The organism is Mesoflavibacter zeaxanthinifaciens DSM 18436, from assembly GCF_000422365.1.
Classification (GTDB): domain Bacteria; phylum Bacteroidota; class Bacteroidia; order Flavobacteriales; family Flavobacteriaceae; genus Mesoflavibacter; species Mesoflavibacter zeaxanthinifaciens.
In genome coordinates this window covers 98,657-119,602 of record NZ_AULQ01000010.1, presented here as the reverse complement: position 1 = coordinate 119,602, position 20,946 = coordinate 98,657, and the positions used below count along the sequence as shown (strand labels likewise).

Sequence of the window (20,946 nt, the reverse complement as noted above, 5' to 3'; positions counted from 1 at the left end):
ACAAGCTAAAAAAAAATGTCGATAGAAGATAAAACTTGGAGAAAATACGAAAGACAAATTCATCAAGAATTAACTTCTGTATTTACTGATTGTGAATTCGAATTTGACGACAGGATTTTCGGAAAACACAGTAGAATTGATAGACAAATTGACATTTCAGTACGTGGAAAAATTGGTGGAAATAAAATTCTTGGAATAATTGACTGCAAACACTTCTCAACCAATATTGATGTAAAAATCATAGAGAGTTTTCTTGGAATGTTAGAAGATACAAAAGCTAATTTCGGATTAATAATTACTAACAAAGGATATAGTTTAGCAGTCAAAAACCGTGCAAATATTCGGAATTTAAGGCTTGATATTATTGAGTTTGATGAACTGGAAAAAATAAAATTGACTTATGACTATTTTGTAAATCAGAACATTAAAAATCTTGAACTATCAAAATATGAGTTCTTTAAACGAGCAAAAGAAAATTCTGGATTTTTCGATTCTAATAAATCAAATTACAACAAAAGAATAATTACGTTTAAAGAAGGTTTCGCAAATACAGAATATTATGCTTTCAAAAAGATAATAAAAGAAAGTGCTCGGTTATTTAGAGATTTCTCTGATTTGGAAATTATTACTATCAGAATACCTGCAAATAATGATCTTCAGGAAAAAAGGCTTTACTCTTCGACCATAAAAAGAAATGATTTAGAGAAATTATTAAATCTGAATTTCAGATATTTACGAGAAGACATCAAATTATGGAGAAGTGATTTTTTGGAAAATGGAGATTATACTAAAGAATCCATTTATAATTTTGCAAAGAAAAATATTGATTCAACAAAATATAGTGATTACATAAAAGAAATATAAAGCCAGTGGCTAACAATGTATAACCGCAATTGCTTCGGATTTTCCTAAGCGGAAAATCCTCGCGAACGCCAAAAGTTCGTGATTTTTAACTAACTTAGTGCTAAACCTAACGCAACTGACGGTTATACGAGACCGTTGTAAGTAATGCGAGAAAAACTTATTTACATATTAATTTTAGGAGTGCTATTGAACTCTTGCGACTTCACTTCTGCTGATGAATATTATAATCAAGCTTTCGAATACGAAGAGAAAGGTGATTTAAAAAAAGCGATTGAATTACTCGATAAATCTATTGAAAAACAATCTAACTTCAGACCTGCGCTTTTAAATCGTGGATATTACAAAACTGAATTAGGAAACCTTAATGGCGGAATTATAGACTATAAAAAAATATTAGAATTTGATTCTGATAATACTCTTGCTCTTTATAACATCGGAATAAACTATCAAGAATTAGAAAAACCAAAAAAAGCAATTGAATATTTTACAAAAGCACTGAATACAAGTGGAGCTTTGGCTAGTTTTACAAATTCGTATGGCGGAACAATGAGTTTAAGGTCAAATATTGACTTTGATCCTTTAGATAATGATAACGATTTTGAAGTACATAAGTGCGAAATTCAATTTTCAAGAGGAGTCAACTATTTTTTTAATAAAGAATATAATAAAGCTATTACCGATTTTGAAAATTCAATTAAAGCAAATTACAATAAGGCTAGTAGCCATTTTTTTCTTGGAGGAATATATCTCGAGATGGATAACTTAAATAATGCTTGCGAAAACTTTACTTTATCTGCCAATTTAGGAGAATTAAATGCTAAAGAAAAATTGAAAGAATATTGTGAGGAATAAAACACTACTTACAACAATGTATAACCGCAATTACGGCGGATTCGACTACGTCCGAATCCACTCGGAATTGCTAACGTCAGTGCTTAACCGAAAATTATTAACTTTAATCCCGTAACTGACGGTTATACGAAACCGTTGTGCGTCATACCAAAAAAACCGATAAAATTGACCGAAGAAATAAAAAGAGAGTTAAAACGAATTGAAAAGGAAAAGGAAATTCAGATACTTTACGCTGTTGAATCTGGAAGTAGAGCTTGGGGATTTGCTTCAACTGATAGTGATTGGGATGTGAGGTTCTTATATATTCAAAATCCGAATTGGTATTTATCCATTGATGACAAAAAGGATAATATGGAAGTAATGTTGCCAAATGATTTAGATTTTGCAGGTTGGGAATTAAGAAAAACTCTAAAGTTATTTAGAAAATCAAATCCACCTTTGTTGGAATGGTTACGAAGTCCGCTAATCTATTTAGAACAATATTCGACAGCGGAAAAAATGCGCGAATTGACCAAATATTATTTTAATCCAAAGTCTTGTACTTATCACTATTTGCATATGGCAAAAGGAAATTATCGAGACTATTTGCAAACTGATTTAGTAAGAGTTAAAAAATACTTTTATGTTTTAAGGCCAATATTAGCTTGTAAATGGATTGAATCTATGGGAACCATGGCACCAATGGAATTTGAAAAGCTTGTGAATACTCAAGTTGAGAATCCTGAATTAAAAAAAGAAATTGAGAATTTATTGGAGCGGAAAAAATCAGGAGAGGAACTTGACAAAGAACCTCGAATTGAAATAATTAACGAATTTGTTGAAGAGCAAATTGGATATTTTGAAAATAAAGTAAAAGATTATAATAAAAATTTCAAACCAGAAACTGAAAAGCTTGACAAGCTATTTAGAGAAACATTAAATGAGGTTTGGAAATAAAAAAGTACGAACGCACAACAATGGCTATAAGTAATTGCTTGTTCTCGCCTACTTCTGAAAATCTTCGCAGATTTTCAGTTTGGTGTGTACTTGCAAAGTTATGTGCTAAACCACGCAACTACTCATAGCCGAGACCGTTAGCTTTAATACATCACTCAAAACTATTAATGAATTTTATTTTAAAAATATGGATTTGGATAACATTCGTTAGAAATAAAGAAACGTTACCAGCGGAATCTAGAATTGACAACCCAAAAATAGAATACGAAACCATGTCAGGAGCGTTTATTTGGGAAGATGAAGGATTATGGGATTGTCGAAATCATCATTTACAAGACGCCTTTAAGTATGTTCTTAACCATAGAATGAATTTAATTGTTGGACCTAATAATAATGTCGGAGTTATGCGTTCTAAAAAATTTGATGAATCGATTTTTAAAATGGCGAAAAAGTTCTTTCCAAATTGGATTGGATTTAACAACTCAAGATGTTCATATGATTCTGAAATCGCTGACAGAATACTTAGAATTAAAAACGTTGAGAAATGGAGGTTTGACAAATTATTTAACGAATGAAAATAAAAGTACTAAAGCTAACAATGTATAAATTCAATTGCGGCTGAATTTCCTGCGGAAATTCATTGCAATTTTCTATCTTTCAGTTTCAATCGGAAAATCGTACCGATTTTCCGCAACTGAAATTTATACGCTAACGTTGTATGTAATTTAAAAAATGACGGAAACCATTTCAAATAACGAGAAATCATTTAACATTCTGAATAAACTAATTCTGAATGGATTTTATGACGGAAATATCAGTCCGAATAGAATTGAATTCGAACGAAAAAAGTTTCCCTCTATTCTATCTGTAAGCAATCACAGAATAATTGGAATCCTGAACGATGAAAATAAATTTGAATTGGGTTTTGACTTTAAATTTCCATTAAACATAGCTGTGAAAATTGCAATCGGAATCGGAATTATTTTTTCAATAGTTTCATTGGCTTATGGAAATTGGTTGCTGCCAATTCCATTTTTCATTGTTCCTTTTTTGATTACATATATTGACTTTAAAATAAAAAAGAAAAAGGAAATAAATCTGCTGACTTCCAAGTTTTTGGAATTGTATAAATCGGAATATGAATAAAGGAATATTCAAAATAATTTTACTAATAATTGGGCTTCTATTAATAGTTTTTGGAATCTCAAACTTTGTCGAGCTGAATAAAATAGAATCGGTTACGAATGACTCTGGTTTAGGTGGATTTGCGATTTGGGCAAGCGCTTGGATTTTGACAATATTAGGAATTGTGCTTATCGGAATATCAAGTTTTATAAAGAATAAAAAATAAAAACTACACACAACAACGGCTATAATCCATTGCGGCTGAAATTCCTATCGGAATTTCATTGCAATTTACTATCTTTCGGCTACGGCGGAAAGAATCCTGCGGATTTTTCCGCAACATATCATAGCCAAAAACGTTGTGCGTCATGCGAAAAAAGAAAATGAAACAGATAATTCCAATTATAACTTTGATTTTAAGTTTAGTAATGACAAGTTGCCAAACCGACTTGAAATTAAATGATGTTATTGACCAGAAATCTCCGTTCACATTGACAATCAAATCAGTCGACCCAAAAATAGAACTTAGCTCAAATGAATCTGAAAAAATCGAAGTGAATTCTGAAAAGTGGATTAAACTTGTTGGCTTTGTAAAAGATAATATGAACGGATGGCAATCAAGTCCAGCTTCCTACATTGGAGATATTTACGTTTCTCAAGGCGATTTTAGACTAATACATACAAATGGTTCAAATGGAGTTGCTATAGTTTTTACGGACAAAGAAGGCAATCCGAAACAATACACAAAAGGAATTGACAAAGGAGAACTTGACTTTTTGACTGAATGAAAAAATTACTAAAGCACAAACGCACAACAATGTATAAATTCAATTGCGGCTGAATTTCCTGCGGAAATTCATTGCAATTTTCTATCTTTCAGTCTAAATCGGAAAATCGTACCGATTTTCCGCAACTGAAATTTATACGCTAACGTTAGCTGCAAGCTGAAAAAAAAACACAAAGACAATAAATGAACATTAAGCATAATGAAATAGATATATCAGAGGAAAATCCTTTTGCGAATTGCAAACTTGATAGAAAAAAATATGCTGATGTTTTAACAAATATTGTTAATTCCTACACATATGGTTTCGTCCTTGGAATAAATAATAAATGGGGAACCGGAAAAACCACGTTTGTAAGAATGTGGCAAAAAGACTTAGAAAATAACGGACATAAAACAGTTTATTTCAACGCTTGGGAAAATGACTTTGAGGATAATCCATTGACAGCATTAATGGGAGAATTAAAAACTCTGACAAAAAAATCAACTGAACCAGAATTTAAATCAACTTTAAAGAAAGCTGCAACTTTATCTAAACATATTGCACCTGTAATAGCTCAAGCACTAGCCGACAAATATATTGACACGAAAGGAGTTAAAGATGCAATTGCGGGAGTAACCAAAGGACTATCAGATGTTTTCGAAAATGAGGTAAACGAATATGCCGAAAAGAAAAAGAGTATTACAGAATTCAAAAAAAGTCTATCGGAATTTATTGCAAATACGTATGAAGGAAAACCTTTAATTTTCATAGTTGACGAACTTGATAGATGTAGACCAAATTATGCTGTATCAATTTTAGAGCAGATTAAACATTTCTTTTCTGTTCCAAATGTGGTGTTTGTATTATCTATTGACAAAGTACAATTAGGTAATGCGATAAAAGGTGTTTATGGAAGTGATTTCATTGACTCAGAGGAATATTTAAGACGATTTATTGACTTGGAATATTCTATTCCCGAACCAGATGCTGATGTCTTTTACATATACCTCTTTGAGTATTACGAATTCAATGAATTCTTCAACTCTACGGAACGACAAAAATATCGTGAATTACAAAAAGATAGTGAATACTTTTTGAGAATAGCCAAATTATTATTTACGAACCGAAATATTCCACTAAGACAACAAGAAAAGATTTTTGGGTTGGCAAGAGTAGCCTTAAGAAGTTTCAACGCTAACAACTATGTAGTTCCACATATATTTCTTTTTCTAGCTTTTATTAAAATAACGGACAATGAGTTTTACACTAGTTTGAAAAATAAAGAACTAACTCTTTTGGAAGTTCAGGAGAGGTATTTAAAAACAATTATTTTAAATAAGAATGATGAAACAGAAAACGAATTAATGTGGCTAGAAGTTTATTTGGTTAATTTCTATCACAACTTTTTAGAATCGAGATATTATCGCAAAAAGCTATATGAATATGATAGTGAGTCAAGTTCAAATAAACTTTTAATAGATTCTATAATTAATAAAGACAAAAATTCGAGCTTCTTGAATATCCTTGAAAATATTCACAGAGGAAGTAGTGAAGGAGATTTAGATTTAGGCTACTTCTTAAACCGAATTGAATTATTAGAAAATTTAAAAACATAAAAAGCCAGCAGCTAACAATGGCTATAAGTAATTGCTTGTTCTCGCCTACTTCTGAAAATCCTCGCGGATTTTCAGGTTGGTGTGTACTTGCTAAGTTTCGTGCAAAACCACGCAACTACTCATAGCCTAGACCGTTAGCTACAATGCCGAAACAAACTTCATAGATGATATTATTATTTCTGTTTTTAACCTTAATTATAGTTCTGATTTATCCTGTTTTGGCGTGGAATATGTTCAAAGCACTTAAGGCAAAAAACAAACCGAAATTCTATCGACTTTCAGTAATACTCTTAATTCTGATATTGATTCCAGGATTTTTCTGGAAAATATTGCCAGGTTCAAATCTATTTTGGAATCCAATAGAAAAAGCTGAAGAAAGGAATTACAATATCGAATTGACTGGATTTGAATTTAATGAAGGCGACTTGATTTACGAATACGAAACGGAAAGAGATTTTAATGGAGATGGATATTCAATTTGGATTTACAAAATTGACGACCAAACTGCGGAATATTTTAAAAATCCGAAAGAAGAATTCTTTACCAAACATCCAAAAACGGAATTAAGGAATCATTGGGAACCTGAATTTTGGAAAAAAACACCATTTGACAAGCAAGAGAAGAAGTTTTTGGAATTTGCTCATAGCACTCTTGATGATTTGGAATTTGAATTAGAGGACTTACTGTATGAAAATGGGAATTACTATGCGTATGAATATTATATGCATCGTTATGGAGTTGGAAATATTGACTTTTACATACTTTGTCCGAATAGAAAATTGATAGTAAAAATAAACCATAACACGTAAAAAGCACAGTAGCTAACAACGGCTATAATCCATTGCGGCAGAAATTCCTATCGGAATTTCATTGCAATTTTGCTATCTTTCGGCTACGGCGGAAAATCATAACTATACCGTTATGCATAATGCGAATCCACCACAAGCCCGCCGCTAAAACAGCAAATTTATTTTTACCGAAACGCCAGCCAACGCACAAAAAATAAAAAAGCTGTTTTTTGCCAATACTCAAAAACTGTAATTCTATGTTTAGGGTAATTTTAGAATCAAAAGATAGCTGCTAACCTTTTAATTAAAAAAATGGGTAAATTTGTCTCAATCGGGTAAATATCACCCAACATTAAATAAGCTATCATTTTTTAACTATTTGATTTATAAATATTTAAAAATAAGATTTAATTCTGGTAAATTTATTGCTTTAGTTAAAAAATATTTAAAATCATTAAACAATGTCTAAAAAATCTTCATTTTCTAACCGTATTAACATAGGTTTTGCACTGCTGGTTGTATTTCTATTGGTTTTTGCTACTAATAGAATAGATAAGCGACATTTCGAAACCGTTCAAGATACATTAAAAACCGTTTATGAAGATAGAGTGGTCGTACAAGATTATGTGTATAAAATGAACAATATTATGCACCAAAAACAATTGCAGCTCAAGGATTCAAGCACAACTGATAATCAAAATAACCTCAATAAGGAGTTTGCGACTTTAATTAACGTATTTTCTACTACAGGGCTTACGCGCAACGAATCTAAAACATTTAATGATTTAAAGCGTAATTTTGAAAATTTAAAGCGTACTGAGATTAAAATAGATGGTAGTGTAAACTCTAAAAAGTTGATTCAAAATATTGAAGTGATCAAAACAGATTTGAATAATCTGGCACTCATTCAGGTCTCAGAAAGTAGGACTATGATTGGCGTAGCCCAAAAAAGCTTAGATACTAATAAACTCATATCGAACCTAGAGATTATTTTCCTGATACTAACAGGTGTTTTAGTTCAATTTACTATTTTCTATAGAGTAAAAACATCTAATCGAGTTAGTTCAAAAACAATTGATTAATGAACACTACTGAAGCTGCTCTAAAAGAACGTATAAAAGAACTAACCTGCTTGTATGAGGTTTCTTCCATAATTGCTAATACCGATTTTGAATTTATTGAAGATACCCTAAAAGCTATTGCTTTCAGTTTGAAAAAAGCCTTTCAATATCCTGAAAAAACAGATGTATTAATTAAATCTGATACATGGGCTATTGAAACCAATCCTTTTTCTGAAGACCATTTAACTATCTCCTCTAGCATAAAAATTTTCAATGAAGTAAATGGTAAGATTATTGCACATTTGAACACGTCTGAAATCGAGGAAATCAATTTTTTAAAGGAGGAACAATCCCTATTGGATAATGTGGCACTTAAAATCGGAAACCTCTTTGAACGCATAGAAATCCAAAAGAACGAAGCCTCTTTAAAACGCCAAATGGAACATGCTGACCGTTTGAGTATTTTGGGTGAAATTACTGCAGGTATAGCACACGAACTCAATACACCATTGGCCAATATACTTGGGTTTTCTGAACTACTAAAAGACGAGTTAAAGTCTGATAAAAAAGCAGTTTCAGACTTGGATAAGATTATACAAAATGCTATTTTCTCAAGGGAAGTCGTAAAGAAACTTATGTTTTTTGCTTGTGAAATGCCACAGGAGAAAAAAAGTATCAATCTTATACCGAATATAAAAAATGCCATTAAGCTTCTCGACGCCACCTTTAAAAAAGAACAAGTAAACTACAAATTAATATTTGAAGGGGATGAACTATGGTTACGTGCCGATTCAGTACAGTTGACACAGATTATTTTTAATTTGCTTATCAATGCCATTTATTTTTCACCTAAGGGTGGACTTGTTACCATAACTGCCCAAAGCTCTAAAAAGGATATTATTTTAACTATTTCTGATGAGGGTGAGGGCTTTAAAGAAGAAGATATGGATAAAGTATTTCAGCCCTTTTTCACTACCAAACCACAAGGCGATGGCTCTGGTTTAGGGTTGAGCGTTGTACATGGTATCGTTGCCTCACACCAAGGTTCGATAGTTGCAAAGAACAATCCCAAAAAAGGTGCAACTTTTATCATAAAATTACCAAAAGACTCATAGTTTAGAAGATGAAATTACAAAACGAAAATATACTTATTGTGGATGACGATGTTCATATCTTGGAACTTTTACAACGCCACTTACAATCGTGGAATTACCATGTGTTCAAGGCAATTTCTGTAAAAGAAGCAGTAACCATTTTAAAGGATACTCAGGTCGATTTGTTGATTACCGACTTAAAAATGCCAGAAGTAGATGGATTTGAACTTATTAAATTTGTATCAGAGCATTATCCAAAAATGCCAAAATTGGTCATTACAGGCTATCCATCTGTTCAAGATTCGTTAGCTGCTATTAAATCTGGTGTTATAGATTATCTCACCAAACCTTTTACAAAAGACGAACTGAAATCAGCACTGGATAAAGCTTTAAGGCTATCATCTAATAAAAAGGTTGTCGCAAAACCTGCCGCAGAAAACAGAAATGAGGCCTACGGTGAAATCATTGGGAATTCTGAAAAGATAAACGATGTCGTCCAAATTATAGAACGTGTAAAAGATAATAAGGCCACAGTTTTTATAAAAGGTGAGAGTGGAACAGGTAAGGAACTCGTGGCTAGAGCTATTCACTATCAAGGTAAGTTTTCGAGAGCACCATTCATAGCTGTAAACTGTGGTGCAATTCCTGAGAACTTACTAGAAGCAGAATTGTTTGGGTACGTTAAAGGAGCATTTACAGGTGCAGATAACAATAGAGATGGATTTTTTCAAGCTGCAAATGGCGGCACCATTTTTTTAGATGAAATCGGTAATGCATCTCTTGCTGTTCAATCTAGATTGTTACGTGTGCTTCAAGAGAAAGAGGTTGTAAAGGTAGGAGCAACAAAGTCCGAAAAAATAGATGTTCGCATTATAGCTGCCACCAATAGTGATTTAAAGGAAATGATACAAAAACACACCTTTAGGGAAGATTTGTTTTACCGATTGACTGTTGTGGAAATTGAAATTGCGCCTTTACGAGAGCGAAAAGATGATATCCCACTGTTGGTAGATAAATTTCTGTTCAAATATGGAGTGGAATACAAAGACCGTTTTCTAAAAATCACACCTGAAGCTTTAGGCATTTTAAATCGTTACGATTGGCCAGGTAATATCAGGGAACTCGAAAACATTGTGCAGCGAGCGGTAATCATGTGCGATAAAATCATTGATATTGAGCATTTACCAGCACATCTAAAATACAGTTTAAATATTCCTTCTGGAGAACTTGTTCCGTTAAAAGTCATTGAAAAGCAATATATCGAAAAGGTATTAAGAGCTACCGGAAATAATAAGACCAAAGCAGCAGAAATTTTAGGGATAGACCGAAAAACCATTCGACAAAAATTATCAGATTAGGCATGATGATATTGGTCGTTTTTTACACAGCTGAGTAAATAAGTACCAGTAAATAAATTTACTAAATTAAGTTCAAAAACCTCAAAACCCTTTTATATAAAGGGATTTTGAGGTTTTTGAATAAATGATATGGCACATTTGGCACACACATTGCCTCTAGGTATGTAAATAATAATAATTTTTTTTAAGATGATCCACATTAATATTTGTCCGAATTGCATTCATCGCAACACTTGTGCGTTAACCGCACAAAAAGATAAGGTATGGTCTTGTAGCGAGTATGATGAAAACACATTGGAAGAAGAGGTTTTAGAAACTCATAACATACCAAAACAACAAAATAAAAACGAATTAGAATTAGTATAAGTTTTTAAACAATAAACCTATGATTTTTAAAACATTAACAACAGCAGTAACTACTAAAAATTCAGTTAACAAAAGACAATCTTCAAAAGGTAGATACATCAACGAGAAGTATCAAAACGAAATATAATTAATAGATATTTTAAATAATAATCTCTATTCTCCTTTTCCTAGAGAATAGTCCTATAAAAAAGAAGCAATGTTTTATCAAAAATTAATGTCAATTTTTATCGACGCAAAAATATAAACAACAAACTAGTATTAAACACTATTAGAGTAAGTCCTTACAATTTACTAATCGTATAATGTAAAGATAATAAAACAATTACAAACATATTGACCAACAATAAAAAAAGAAACAAATGGCAATAGTAACAGCAGAAATAAAAAAAGAAACAAAAAAAGTACCTTTAAGAGGTATGATGGATAACGTCATGGAGCAATTTGATAGTGCTGCAAACCAGATAAACCTTCACCCAAACATCAGAAAGATTCTCAGTATTACTAATAATGAGATTATTGTGAATTTTCCAGTGAAAATGGATAATGGTGAGGTAGAGATTTTTACAGGTTATCGCGTACAACACAACAACGCTTTAGGACCATACAAAGGTGGATTAAGGTATCATCCAACTGTAGATATAGATGCTGCAAGAGCTCTAGCGATGTGGATGACTTGGAAAACATCTTTAGCAGGCTTGCCTTATGGAGGCGGAAAAGGCGGAATTAAATTGGATCCATCAAAATATTCTCAGGCAGAATTAGAGCGTATTACAAGACGTTTCACTTTTGCATTGGCAGACAACATTGGGCCAGAACATGATATTCCTGCGCCAGATGTCAATACCAACAGTCAGACTATGGCATGGATGGCAGATACTTATATGAGTACACGTCCACCCGCAGAGCGTACTGCAAATCAACATGTAGTTACAGGAAAACCTGCAGGCAGTGGTGGTTTGGAAGGTCGTGACAGGGCAACAGGGTATGGCGTGTACCTATCCATCAAGTTTTGGTCAGAAAAAAACAACAAACCACTTGATGGCAAAAAGTTCATTGTCCAAGGTTTTGGTAATGTAGGCTATTGGGCAGCATACTTCTTAGAGAAAGATGGTGCTAAAATGGTAGCTGTGCAAGATGCTTTTGGCAGCATACAAAACCAGAAAGGAATTAGTGTTGAAGATTTATTTAATTATATGCAGCTTAACGATGGTAGTATTGCAAATTACCCAAAGGCAAAACTTGTTTTGGATAAAGACAAGTTTTTTACTCTAAACTGCGACATCTGTATTCCAGCGGCTTTAGGTAACCAGATAACCAAAGAAAATGCACCAAGAATAAAAGCAAGACTTATTGCAGAAGGCGCAAATGGCCCAACTAATGTAGAAGGTGAAAAAATTCTTCTGGAAAGAGGTATAACTATTATTCCTGATATTCTGTGTAATTCTGGAGGTGTTGTTGGTAGTTATTTTGAATGGTTACAGAACAGAAATGGAGAACTATGGCAATTGGATGAAGTCATGGCTAAGTTAGATAAGAAACTTAAAGAATCTTTCGATAAAGTCTATGACTATGCCAAGCGAGAAAGCCTGGATATGAGAACCGCAGCTTATTGTTTGGCTATTGAGCGAATAGAGAGAGCTTATATACAAAGAGGAATTTTCCCTTGATAATTAAAAGAATTTAAAAAATGAAATACGGAAGTTTAATTTTAGAAAAGAAAGAATTTGTGTACCTAAAACGCATACTCAACATCTCAGGCTATGCCGAGGATCATTTAACTCAAAGGTGTTTGGCTAAACTATCAGAAGAATTAAAAACGGCTAATATAGTAGATGAAGATAAAATGCCTTACGATATTGTTAGATTTAACAGTAAAGTAACCGTTGTTTTAAATAATGGAATCCAAGAAACTTTACAGGTTGTTATTCCTATGGATAGAGATATTAAAACTAATAAAATATCAGTATTAACACCAATGGGATCTGCATTGTTTGGTTACTCTAAAGGCGATACTGTTTTATGGGATTTTCCTAGTGGCAAACAGCAAATTAAAATTACTGATGTGCAACAAGAAGAGACCTACAAAGGAATAGATGTAGCAATTTAATAACATTAGCAATGGAAACTTTAAAAAACGATATACACGATCACGATTCAGATTTAGATATTACCCATAAAATCAACACGATGGAATTGGATAATTGGATCAATCACTTAAAATATATTTTAAAAGAACTGAATAATCTCATAGGTATATGTAATCAAGAGCTTAACCAAAAGTTGGATGACAATAGTGTTGTTGAGCGTTTTGAAAAAAAGAAGAAGGAAAATGACACTTTGCTTAGCGCACTTTTAAAATACCGTATTTCGAGATCCAATATTATTGAATGTGAAGATACACAATGTGATATGGTTTATATAACAGAACACGAAAGTTATAGACGAAGTTACCTGTATCATCTAGATAAGTATAGACGCTTGAAAGATGAGTTTTTTAACAAGGTAAAAGGACAATTTACGCTCTTAAAAATTAGCTGATTTCAGATTTTATTTGAATACGATTTCTATATATAAAGTTGATGCTTACAGAAGATTGTGTATCTCAAAAGACCTAAAAGAATTGGAATTGTGGATGCATACACTGGAGAGTTTTAATCATGAGTTAGACCACTTCACTTGTTTGGAAAAACAATTGATTAAAAACGGTTCAATCTCAAATGAAATTAAAGCGATAAGAAGGAAAAACATTTTAACTATGGCCTCATTGTGTAAATATGAGCAAGAGTTGAAAACAGAATATGAGTATGGTAAGACAGAATATAATGAAGTTAGGTTAAAGTATCATCTTCAGAAACGAGAAAACTATTTGAAACTAAAAGAGGAATACAGCACTTTTAAAAATAAAGTATTCAACATACTTAAAAGGTTTAGGACAATGTAAAGATGCTAATGTACTCATGCGCACAAGGCCATGGTTGGTTAATAGTAAATTGATTGATAGCAAATTGGTTAGTGTTATCATAGGTTTTGTGTATAACCGCAAAGCTGATTGACTTTGCGGTTTGCCTAAGTGAAAATATTAATTAAATCACAATACAATGAAAAAAATTTTAATTCCAACGGATTTCTCACTTAACAGTTATCAAACTATATTTTCAGTCTTGAAGCTGTTTAAGGATAACGTATGCGATTTTTATTTCCTAAACACCTATTCTTACAATATTTCAGGTTTTGATGCCCTTGGTTTACTTCATGTAGATGAAGAGTGGTTCGATAAACCAGAAGAAGAATCTATCCAAAAATTAGGTAAATTAATAGAGCACTGCACTTTTAAATCTAAAGATGCTAAACATAGATTTTATGGTATAACAGAGCACTCAAGTCTTTTGGATGCAGTTAAGAAACAGCAAGAATTATTGAATATTGATTTGATAATCTTATCGGGCGGTACTAATAAAAAATCTGATAAGGAGAATGAAAGCATCCTAGAAAATATACGTAGTTGCCCAATTTTGTTATTGCCTTCACATTCATCCATAGACAGAAAGATAAGTATGACTATTGCTTCAGATTTTAAACAAAGAATCAATACAGGTCGTATAGACCAATTTAGGAAAGGCTTAGTTGGTAAAGACATTGAGATAGGAATATTGGTTCTAGATAAACAGAATCAATTGTCTGAAGCTGTAGCTGATAATTTAGAAGCTTTTATTGTGTATTTAAGACAATTTCAAAACACTAAAATAAACCTAAACTATGCAGAGACAGATGGCCAATTAAAAGCTTATGCATCATTACATCCAAACGGGATTATGTGTTTGGTAGATAAAAAACCTAGTTTTATGAGAAAAATAGGAGTGTTTAAATCTGATATAGTTACAAGATTAAAGCAACTAAACACCAATTCTGTTTTAGCGATTCATCAATAATTTTAAAACCTTTATTAGTTAGTTAGAGAATTACAGAATCATAATTTTGTTAGTTATTAGATAATCCTTCAGATTCTGTATTTCATTCAAGCCGTGAAAACTTTGTCTTTCACGGCTTATTTTTTTTGCAATGCTTAACAAATTAATGTTAAAGAATCAAAGACTTTTGATTCAAAAAGTAGTTTAGTGGGATTATTAAAATCAAAGCCATACAAATTTCCAGTCGCATCAACCTCGCTTCATCAAAACTGTAAAAGAGTATGTCTAGCCAACACTCACTTTTGCACTAAATAATAAACATCGGAAAACCAAGCTAAAAGTGAAAAGCACTATGCACAACAACGTGTATAATGCATAGCTACTACTAGCCTATTTGGAATATTTTAGTGATACGCTAAAGTTCGTATTTTATTTAATAAATTAGTTCTGAACCAACGCAACGACATCATACACAAATACGTTAGCTTTAATACTGTTGCAAGTTTGCGGTAAAAAAAGCCTGGTTTATTTTTCGATTTTTTTTTTAGAATTTTAAGGTAGATAAATCAGAAAAACGGTATGCGGAATTTTGAAAATTTTAGGAATTATCAACCAAACGTGGAATGAAAAAAAACAGTGGAATCGCACACTCAAACCTTAATTAAAAAACGATCGGAATTTGAGCAAATTTGCGGAATGAATTAAACGTAAAAATTAAAGAAACCTGATTAAAAAGCTGTCCGAAAAAATTTGTATTTTAGCTGTTATAATTGATATGATGAAATCTATACATTTGTATTACCCTTTAGTCAATACAGGTTAACTAGTTATATTTTTTACAAATGACAATTTAAGCTGTTCTTTTCATTAAATAATCAGCTAAATCATAACCATTATCTACTGTTAGGTTTTCTAACAAATTACTACATCTAATCCTATATCCTTTTTTAATTAACTCTTCAGCTCTTTTATTCCAGCTATTAAATTCACTTTTATCGGGGTAAGCAATAATCTTATAATTTTTAATAGGTTTTAAAAGCTCTTCTTTAAAGCCTGACTTGCTACCTGTAGCTAACCATAAATTAGATGGAATAATAATGCTCATTATTATTGCCGTTTTTTCAGATTCAACAACACAAAGTGTATTACTTGTGTCATAATCACATAAATTATGTAAACCAAATAAACATTGTTGTAATACAAACTGGTTTAATTTAAGTTTTTTATGCATCCATGATATGTGATTGTGTGGTTGTTTTATACGATTACCTGTATTACAATCATATAACATGATTTTTCCTGCTTTTATATTAATATTCTGGTCTATCTGCCAAAATACTGTTGCTCCTGCCCAATGATTAGAGGTACCAATAAAGTATTTTTTAATTACTTGTTTTACATCTATTGGAGCGAAGTGTTTTAGTAGATATGATACAAAATGATTGTTTTTATAATTGCAACCAAACTTTTTTATTAAAATATTTGTGTGATACGATGGTTTAACCTGTTTTGTATTACAATCATACTTTTGTATTACAATTTGGTTAGATTCTGGTTTTTTAAAGTAACCACATTTGGTTTCTCGGTCACATCTCCCATCTATTGTATTTAAATAATTACCAGTTAATGTATCTACAAATCTCACGAACGTCTTTTTATTGCAATTTGGGCAAACATACTTTTTACTTGTTTTATCAAGTTGATATTTGTATTTCATATTTTAAATATAATTCGTACTGCTCGTACCTTTTATTTAGTACGAATGGTACGAGTATTAATTGACTACTTTTTATTAAAATGATTTTGTATTATGAACTTTATAGCATCATCTACCGTAAAATCAGGTAGTTTTTTTCTTGTTTTTGTTATAGTAGAAGTACTTTCTTTAACTTCTGGCAAATTACCTAGCATTTTATATAGCTTTTTTAGCTCTTTATCAGAAAGCGCTTTAGCAATATTATATACGTCGGTAGCTTGCATTAAACTATAGGTTTAGTTTTTTACGACGTTTTCTAACTGCACCTTCACTAATCCCTAACTCTTCCCCTATTTTCACATTACTTAAACCCTCATCAATTAATTGAGCCATTTTATTGTCTCTATCTTCAAGACTACCTGATTCTGTTGCTTTTAAATGACAAGCTTCTTCATCAAAATCAATAAAATTAAATGTTAGAAAATTGTGGTTTTTCTCTATACTACAAACAACCACATTACTAGAGTGATATAATTGTTCTGTATTACGTTGTTTTATTTGCTTTAAGTATCTATAATTATGACTTTGAGAACTTTCTCCAATTGCAAATGAACTATCACAAAAATTCATCAACATTTTACTTCCTGCTAAATCATTTTTAGTTAATGGTTTTGAATTATCACGCTTTGGTGTATGAGAAAGAACCAATATTGAAATTGACGTACTCTTAGTAAGCTTTTTTAAAAGCTTCATTAAATGTAAAGCGTACTTTGCTTTCTCATTGTCATTATTTAAGTATGTAAGATTATCTATTATTAAGACTTCAACATTGTTGTGATACACTGTTTGTTCTAACGTATCACAAATGTAATCTTCAATTGTATTACATCCTTTAGGAAGCGTTAAATCAGAATTTAATTCTGCACGCAAAAAATTATCACTAAAGGCATAGTGCTTTGTGTAGTCAATAGAATATCTATTTTCTAATTGTTTGTCAGACAATTCGAAATCAAGATATAATACTTTTTTAGGTTGTGCTTCTAGTTTAAAACCGTAAATAGGTCTTCCTTTACTCAAACTATCTGCTATTTGTACCGCTAAAATGGATTTACCTAAGTTTGTATCTGCGAACAAAATACATAGTTCATTTTCATACCAAAACTCGCTAAAAAGCATATTTGGTATTGGACGTTTCATTGCTTCTTCTATCCAGCTTTTTGTCTTTTTTATAATAAGACAACCTTGAGTAGCTTCTGTAAGTTTTAATTTACTTTCGTTAAGCTGAATATCATCAGCAATCTTTTTGATTGCTGACTTATTCATAATTTTCAGTATTATTATTAAGACTTCTGAAATTGACTTGACTTAAATCAATCTCTATTACCCTTTCTGTTTGAGCCTCAATAAGACCTTGATCTCTTAGATGTTGAATAATAATTTCTCTAACTACATCTGAGATAGAGCTTCCTTCTTCTTCTGCTAAAAATTCAAGTTGTTCTTTAACATCATACGTTACTCTAAAATTAACTGTTGTTTTCATGTATACTTTATTTAATTAAACATTCATTAGTTAAATGCTTATTAAAAAGTATTAATCATGAAGCACTAGCTAATAAGATTTAACTAGTTGCAAATTGTGAAACATTTTCACTTGAAAAAAGTGAATGATTTAGTGAATTACGGTGAATTATGGTGTCTACAGGTGTTTTTAGGTGAATTATTCAAAACCTAAGGCTTAGTTGTAAAATTTTCCCATTCTTTTTTAAAAAATGTCACGTGATTTTTATGACTATCACCATAGTGTCCGAGTCTTAAATTTTTGAAATTACAGTCAAAGTAATCATTACATAAATCTTTAAACTCATCAGCAGAAAATTGTATTAAGTTCAGCTTATTTTTGAGACAATAAAATATTCCTAATCCAAACTTTCTTTTTTTGTATATTGGATTTGAAAGATATTTTATAATAAATTCCACAACTTCTAATGAATTTATTTTATCACTATATCGTTTATAAATTTCATTTGATTGGTTATCTTTTTTTTCAAACTTAAAAGTATTATTTAAATATTGTAGAATTTGAAAATTGTTTTCAAAAAGAAAAATATCTTTTATCAGTTTATTATGTTCAAATAACTCTTTACTGTAATAAGTTTCATTTCCAATTAAAAATTGTGAAATAATCTCTATTTCATATACCAATGATTTTACTAAATGATTTTTCTTCTTTGAAAGTGTATCAAATCTTAATTCTAATATTTTCTCCTTATTTTCATTTAAAATTATATTTTGATCCTCTTTATCACATATTTCGTAAAAATAATTATTGAAGCACTTCAAACCTCTTTCTCTTTTCTTTTCATCACTTAATCCATATGTTTCAGATTCAAATTCTCTTTGAAACAAAACAACATCTGCATTTAAATATAACTTATAATGTTGTAACAAAAACTTATAAACTTCATATGCAATATCTTTAGTGAAAGTGTATTCCATATTTTCTTTACTTAATTCCATCACAACTTCAATTTTACCCTGAAGGTCTGGCTCTGGTAAATGATTAAAAACTATTCTATGAGAAGTACTAAGTAATCCTTTACTCAATAAAAAACTTATTCTTTTATCTTTATCTAAGCTTAGTATTTCATTTTCATTTATTATTCCAAAGTATTTATACGTCATCTATTCTAAAAGGTTTGAATAATCTTCAGGTAGAATTGCATCTATGTCTCTTAAATATTTATCTAAAGCGCTCATTGTTGCGTGACCTGTTATTATCATTAGTTTACTTTTTGCCTCGTTTGGTGTTAAGTTTTCAGCTAATTCTCTGTACATCTTTGTTATGTACGTATGCCTAAAACTATATAAGCCGTAATCTTTTCCTAAACCAAAATGATCCTTTACTTTTTTAAATCTCTTGGTAAAATAATCTCGTCTATTAGATTCGTCTGTTTCCCAAGTACCGCCAATTTCATTAGGTGTAAAAAGTAATAATTCTGAGTTTTTCTTTTTTAACCCTGTCAATTCCTTTGCCATTATATCTGGTATAATTTTAACCTTAACAGGTTTATTCTTTGCCCTAACATACAACTTATTGTCTAATAAATCCAAATCTCCTATTTTCAATCGACATACCTCTATGGGTCTTAAAGTATTATATGATATAAACTTGACAAATAAATCTAAAATTGGATCTTCTGATTTAAGATACTCTAAAATCTTACTAAGCTGACTAGGTTTATAAGTTTTATTTCTTTCTGGAATAGCTTTAAGTACATTAATCTTTTTGATAAAATTGTCTTGTATAATATCATTATCAACTAAAACTTGATAAAAAGAAGATATATCTACACGTGCATTATTCCTATTTCGTGGACTTGTTCTTTCTAATACGCTATTAAGGTATTTTATTACATCCTTTTTGGTTACAGTTGTAATACAATCTTGTAACACAAAACCATTATCTAACAACCATTTATTAAATCTATTTATACGACTTTTAAACTTTGGATATGAATTTTGGTTTAAAATCTTTTTTTTGGTCTTCAATACAAGCGCAAGTGCATCTTCAATACTTAAAATAATTTCTTTTTGTTCTGTACTAGTATTAACAATAATTGTTTCTTTGACAATATTATTTTTAGTTTTATTGCTAGGTTTTTTATCTAACTTCTGTTTAATATACTCTTCTAGTGACACATTTTTGTCATACGGGCTAAAGCCGTCTTGTAATACAATCTCCAAGCCTTCTTTAAGCATTTTAAGTACATAATACCTGCTTTTTTTATCCTTATATTGGTTTGCACCACCTTTTATATTAGTTTGTCTTACAAGTTTTCCTGTCTTTGGATTTCTATATGAATAATATACGTACCAAAACTTAGACAAGGCCTCTTTTTGTTCTTTTTTAGTCAACTTGGACCATTGGTGTATATCTACACCTCCTGTATAAATTTTAGGTTTAGAATAGTTTAGTTTCATTGGTAAATCGTGTACTGAATCGTGTACTCTTTGTAAAAGTAAGAAAATACTAGACATAAAAAAAACGGTTTGTGAGGACACAAACCGTTGATTTTATTAGTCTAAAGACTTAGTAGCGGGAACAGGACTCGAACCTGTGACCTTCGGGTTATGAGCCCGACGAGCTACCTACTGCTCTATCCCGCGATATGTATGTTGAAATGCTTTTCTTAGCTTTTAACTTGTCGGTTCATAATGCCGACCAGAACATTTCGGACTGCAAATATACAACCCTTTTTACATATAACAAGGATATTTTAAAAAAAAATTACTGATCGATACTAATAGCTTCAAAATTAATTAGTTCTGCTTCTTCAAACACTGGTGTTATTTGTATTGGATTACAACATACTTCGCAATCTTCTACATAAGTTTGATTACTAACACTAGTATCTAGTAGCATAGATATTGTTTCCCAACAGTAAGGACATGTAAAAAAGTGTTCTAACATAATTCTATAATATAAAAAAAGTCAACCAATTGGTTGACTTTAAT

The 20,946-nt window shown here is 31.0% G+C and carries 24 protein-coding genes and 1 tRNA gene; 17 read left to right on the top strand and 8 right to left on the bottom strand.

The annotated features are described in order from the left end of the window. Window positions 1-15 precede the first annotated feature (15 nt). From H574_RS14445 to H574_RS0110585, 17 genes are all read left to right on the top strand, one after another. Window positions 16-864, top strand: a complete 849-nt coding sequence (locus H574_RS14445; RefSeq protein WP_051169877.1) for a restriction endonuclease — start codon at window positions 16-18, stop codon at window positions 862-864. A gap of 144 nt (window positions 865-1,008) precedes the next feature. Further along, window positions 1,009-1,716, top strand: a complete 708-nt coding sequence (locus tag H574_RS0110670; protein WP_027880571.1) for a tetratricopeptide repeat protein — start codon at window positions 1,009-1,011, stop codon at window positions 1,714-1,716. Window positions 1,717-1,881: 165 nt separating this feature from the next. Continuing rightward, the gene (locus H574_RS0110665; RefSeq protein WP_027880570.1) at window positions 1,882-2,652 is read left to right on the top strand and encodes a nucleotidyltransferase domain-containing protein; all 771 of its coding nucleotides are present in this window, start codon (window positions 1,882-1,884) and stop codon (window positions 2,650-2,652) included. 167 nt (window positions 2,653-2,819) lie between these two features. Continuing rightward, on the top strand, window positions 2,820-3,227 hold the full coding sequence (locus H574_RS0110660) for a hypothetical protein (RefSeq protein WP_027880569.1): 408 nt from the start codon (window positions 2,820-2,822) through the stop codon (window positions 3,225-3,227). A 157-nt stretch (window positions 3,228-3,384) separates the two neighbouring features. Next, complete coding sequence (locus H574_RS0110655; RefSeq protein ID WP_027880568.1) at window positions 3,385-3,798, top strand: hypothetical protein; 414 nt, start codon at window positions 3,385-3,387, stop codon at window positions 3,796-3,798. Further along, window positions 3,791-4,003: a hypothetical protein gene (locus tag H574_RS0110650; RefSeq protein WP_027880567.1), complete on the top strand. Its 213-nt coding sequence runs from the start codon at window positions 3,791-3,793 to the stop codon at window positions 4,001-4,003. Before H574_RS0110655 ends, H574_RS0110650 begins: the two co-directional genes overlap by 8 nt. A 157-nt stretch (window positions 4,004-4,160) precedes the next feature. Then, on the top strand, window positions 4,161-4,565 hold the full coding sequence (locus H574_RS0110645) for a hypothetical protein (RefSeq protein WP_155912646.1): 405 nt from the start codon (window positions 4,161-4,163) through the stop codon (window positions 4,563-4,565). A 182-nt stretch (window positions 4,566-4,747) separates the two neighbouring features. Further along, on the top strand, window positions 4,748-6,160 hold the full coding sequence (locus tag H574_RS0110640) for a KAP family P-loop NTPase fold protein (RefSeq protein WP_027880565.1): 1,413 nt from the start codon (window positions 4,748-4,750) through the stop codon (window positions 6,158-6,160). Window positions 6,161-6,324: 164 nt separating this feature from the next. Continuing rightward, window positions 6,325-6,969: a hypothetical protein gene (locus H574_RS0110635; protein WP_027880564.1), complete on the top strand. Its 645-nt coding sequence runs from the start codon at window positions 6,325-6,327 to the stop codon at window positions 6,967-6,969. Window positions 6,970-7,409: 440 nt separating this feature from the next. After that, on the top strand, window positions 7,410-8,030 hold the full coding sequence (locus tag H574_RS0110630; RefSeq protein ID WP_027880563.1) for an MCP four helix bundle domain-containing protein: 621 nt from the start codon (window positions 7,410-7,412) through the stop codon (window positions 8,028-8,030). Continuing rightward, window positions 8,030-9,124, top strand: coding sequence for a sensor histidine kinase (locus H574_RS0110625; RefSeq protein ID WP_027880562.1), 1,095 nt, complete (start codon window positions 8,030-8,032; stop codon window positions 9,122-9,124). The genes H574_RS0110630 and H574_RS0110625 overlap by 1 nt, the downstream gene beginning before the upstream one ends. Before the next feature lie 8 nt (window positions 9,125-9,132). Continuing rightward, window positions 9,133-10,461, top strand: a complete 1,329-nt coding sequence (locus H574_RS0110620; RefSeq protein ID WP_027880561.1) for a sigma-54-dependent transcriptional regulator — start codon at window positions 9,133-9,135, stop codon at window positions 10,459-10,461. A gap of 189 nt (window positions 10,462-10,650) precedes the next feature. After that, a complete protein-coding gene (locus H574_RS14650; protein WP_155912644.1) occupies window positions 10,651-10,827 on the top strand; it encodes a hypothetical protein in 177 nt (58 codons plus the stop codon). Window positions 10,828-11,186: 359 nt separating this feature from the next. Then, the gene (locus H574_RS0110605) at window positions 11,187-12,494 is read left to right on the top strand and encodes a Glu/Leu/Phe/Val family dehydrogenase (RefSeq protein WP_027880560.1); all 1,308 of its coding nucleotides are present in this window, start codon (window positions 11,187-11,189) and stop codon (window positions 12,492-12,494) included. A gap of 20 nt (window positions 12,495-12,514) precedes the next feature. Then, the gene (locus H574_RS0110600) at window positions 12,515-12,934 is read left to right on the top strand and encodes a GreA/GreB family elongation factor (RefSeq protein WP_027880559.1); all 420 of its coding nucleotides are present in this window, start codon (window positions 12,515-12,517) and stop codon (window positions 12,932-12,934) included. An 80-nt stretch (window positions 12,935-13,014) separates the two neighbouring features. Then, a complete protein-coding gene (locus H574_RS0110595; RefSeq protein WP_240471268.1) occupies window positions 13,015-13,365 on the top strand; it encodes a hypothetical protein in 351 nt (116 codons plus the stop codon). Between the two features lie 623 nt (window positions 13,366-13,988). Then, a complete protein-coding gene (locus H574_RS0110585) occupies window positions 13,989-14,756 on the top strand; it encodes a hypothetical protein (protein WP_155912642.1) in 768 nt (255 codons plus the stop codon). A gap of 829 nt (window positions 14,757-15,585) precedes the next feature. On the opposite strand, the gene H574_RS0110580 is transcribed toward H574_RS0110585, so the two are convergent. The 8 genes from H574_RS0110580 to H574_RS0110545 form a co-directional block, all read right to left on the bottom strand. Beyond that, a complete protein-coding gene (locus H574_RS0110580) occupies window positions 15,586-16,452 on the bottom strand; it encodes a DUF6371 domain-containing protein (RefSeq protein ID WP_027880555.1) in 867 nt (288 codons plus the stop codon). 65 nt (window positions 16,453-16,517) lie between these two features. Continuing rightward, window positions 16,518-16,715, bottom strand: a complete 198-nt coding sequence (locus H574_RS0110575; protein WP_027880554.1) for a hypothetical protein — start codon at window positions 16,713-16,715, stop codon at window positions 16,518-16,520. Window positions 16,716-16,719: 4 nt separating this feature from the next. After that, window positions 16,720-17,754 carry an AAA family ATPase gene (locus H574_RS0110570; protein ID WP_027880553.1) on the bottom strand — a complete coding sequence of 345 codons (1,035 nt, stop codon included), beginning with the start codon at window positions 17,752-17,754 and terminating at the stop codon, window positions 16,720-16,722. After that, window positions 17,747-17,971, bottom strand: coding sequence for a ribbon-helix-helix protein, CopG family (locus H574_RS0110565; RefSeq protein ID WP_027880552.1), 225 nt, complete (start codon window positions 17,969-17,971; stop codon window positions 17,747-17,749). The genes H574_RS0110570 and H574_RS0110565 overlap by 8 nt, the downstream gene beginning before the upstream one ends. A gap of 188 nt (window positions 17,972-18,159) precedes the next feature. Next, window positions 18,160-19,113 carry a hypothetical protein gene (locus H574_RS0110560; protein ID WP_027880551.1) on the bottom strand — a complete coding sequence of 318 codons (954 nt, stop codon included), beginning with the start codon at window positions 19,111-19,113 and terminating at the stop codon, window positions 18,160-18,162. Continuing rightward, window positions 19,114-20,469 (bottom strand): tyrosine-type recombinase/integrase, encoded by a 1,356-nt coding sequence (locus H574_RS0110555; RefSeq protein ID WP_027880550.1) that lies wholly within the window; start codon window positions 20,467-20,469, stop codon window positions 19,114-19,116. A gap of 56 nt (window positions 20,470-20,525) precedes the next feature. Then, window positions 20,526-20,598 (bottom strand) — tRNA-Met (locus H574_RS0110550). 121 nt (window positions 20,599-20,719) lie between these two features. Further along, the gene (locus tag H574_RS0110545) at window positions 20,720-20,902 is read right to left on the bottom strand and encodes a CPXCG motif-containing cysteine-rich protein (RefSeq protein WP_027880549.1); all 183 of its coding nucleotides are present in this window, start codon (window positions 20,900-20,902) and stop codon (window positions 20,720-20,722) included. Window positions 20,903-20,946 lie beyond the last annotated feature (44 nt).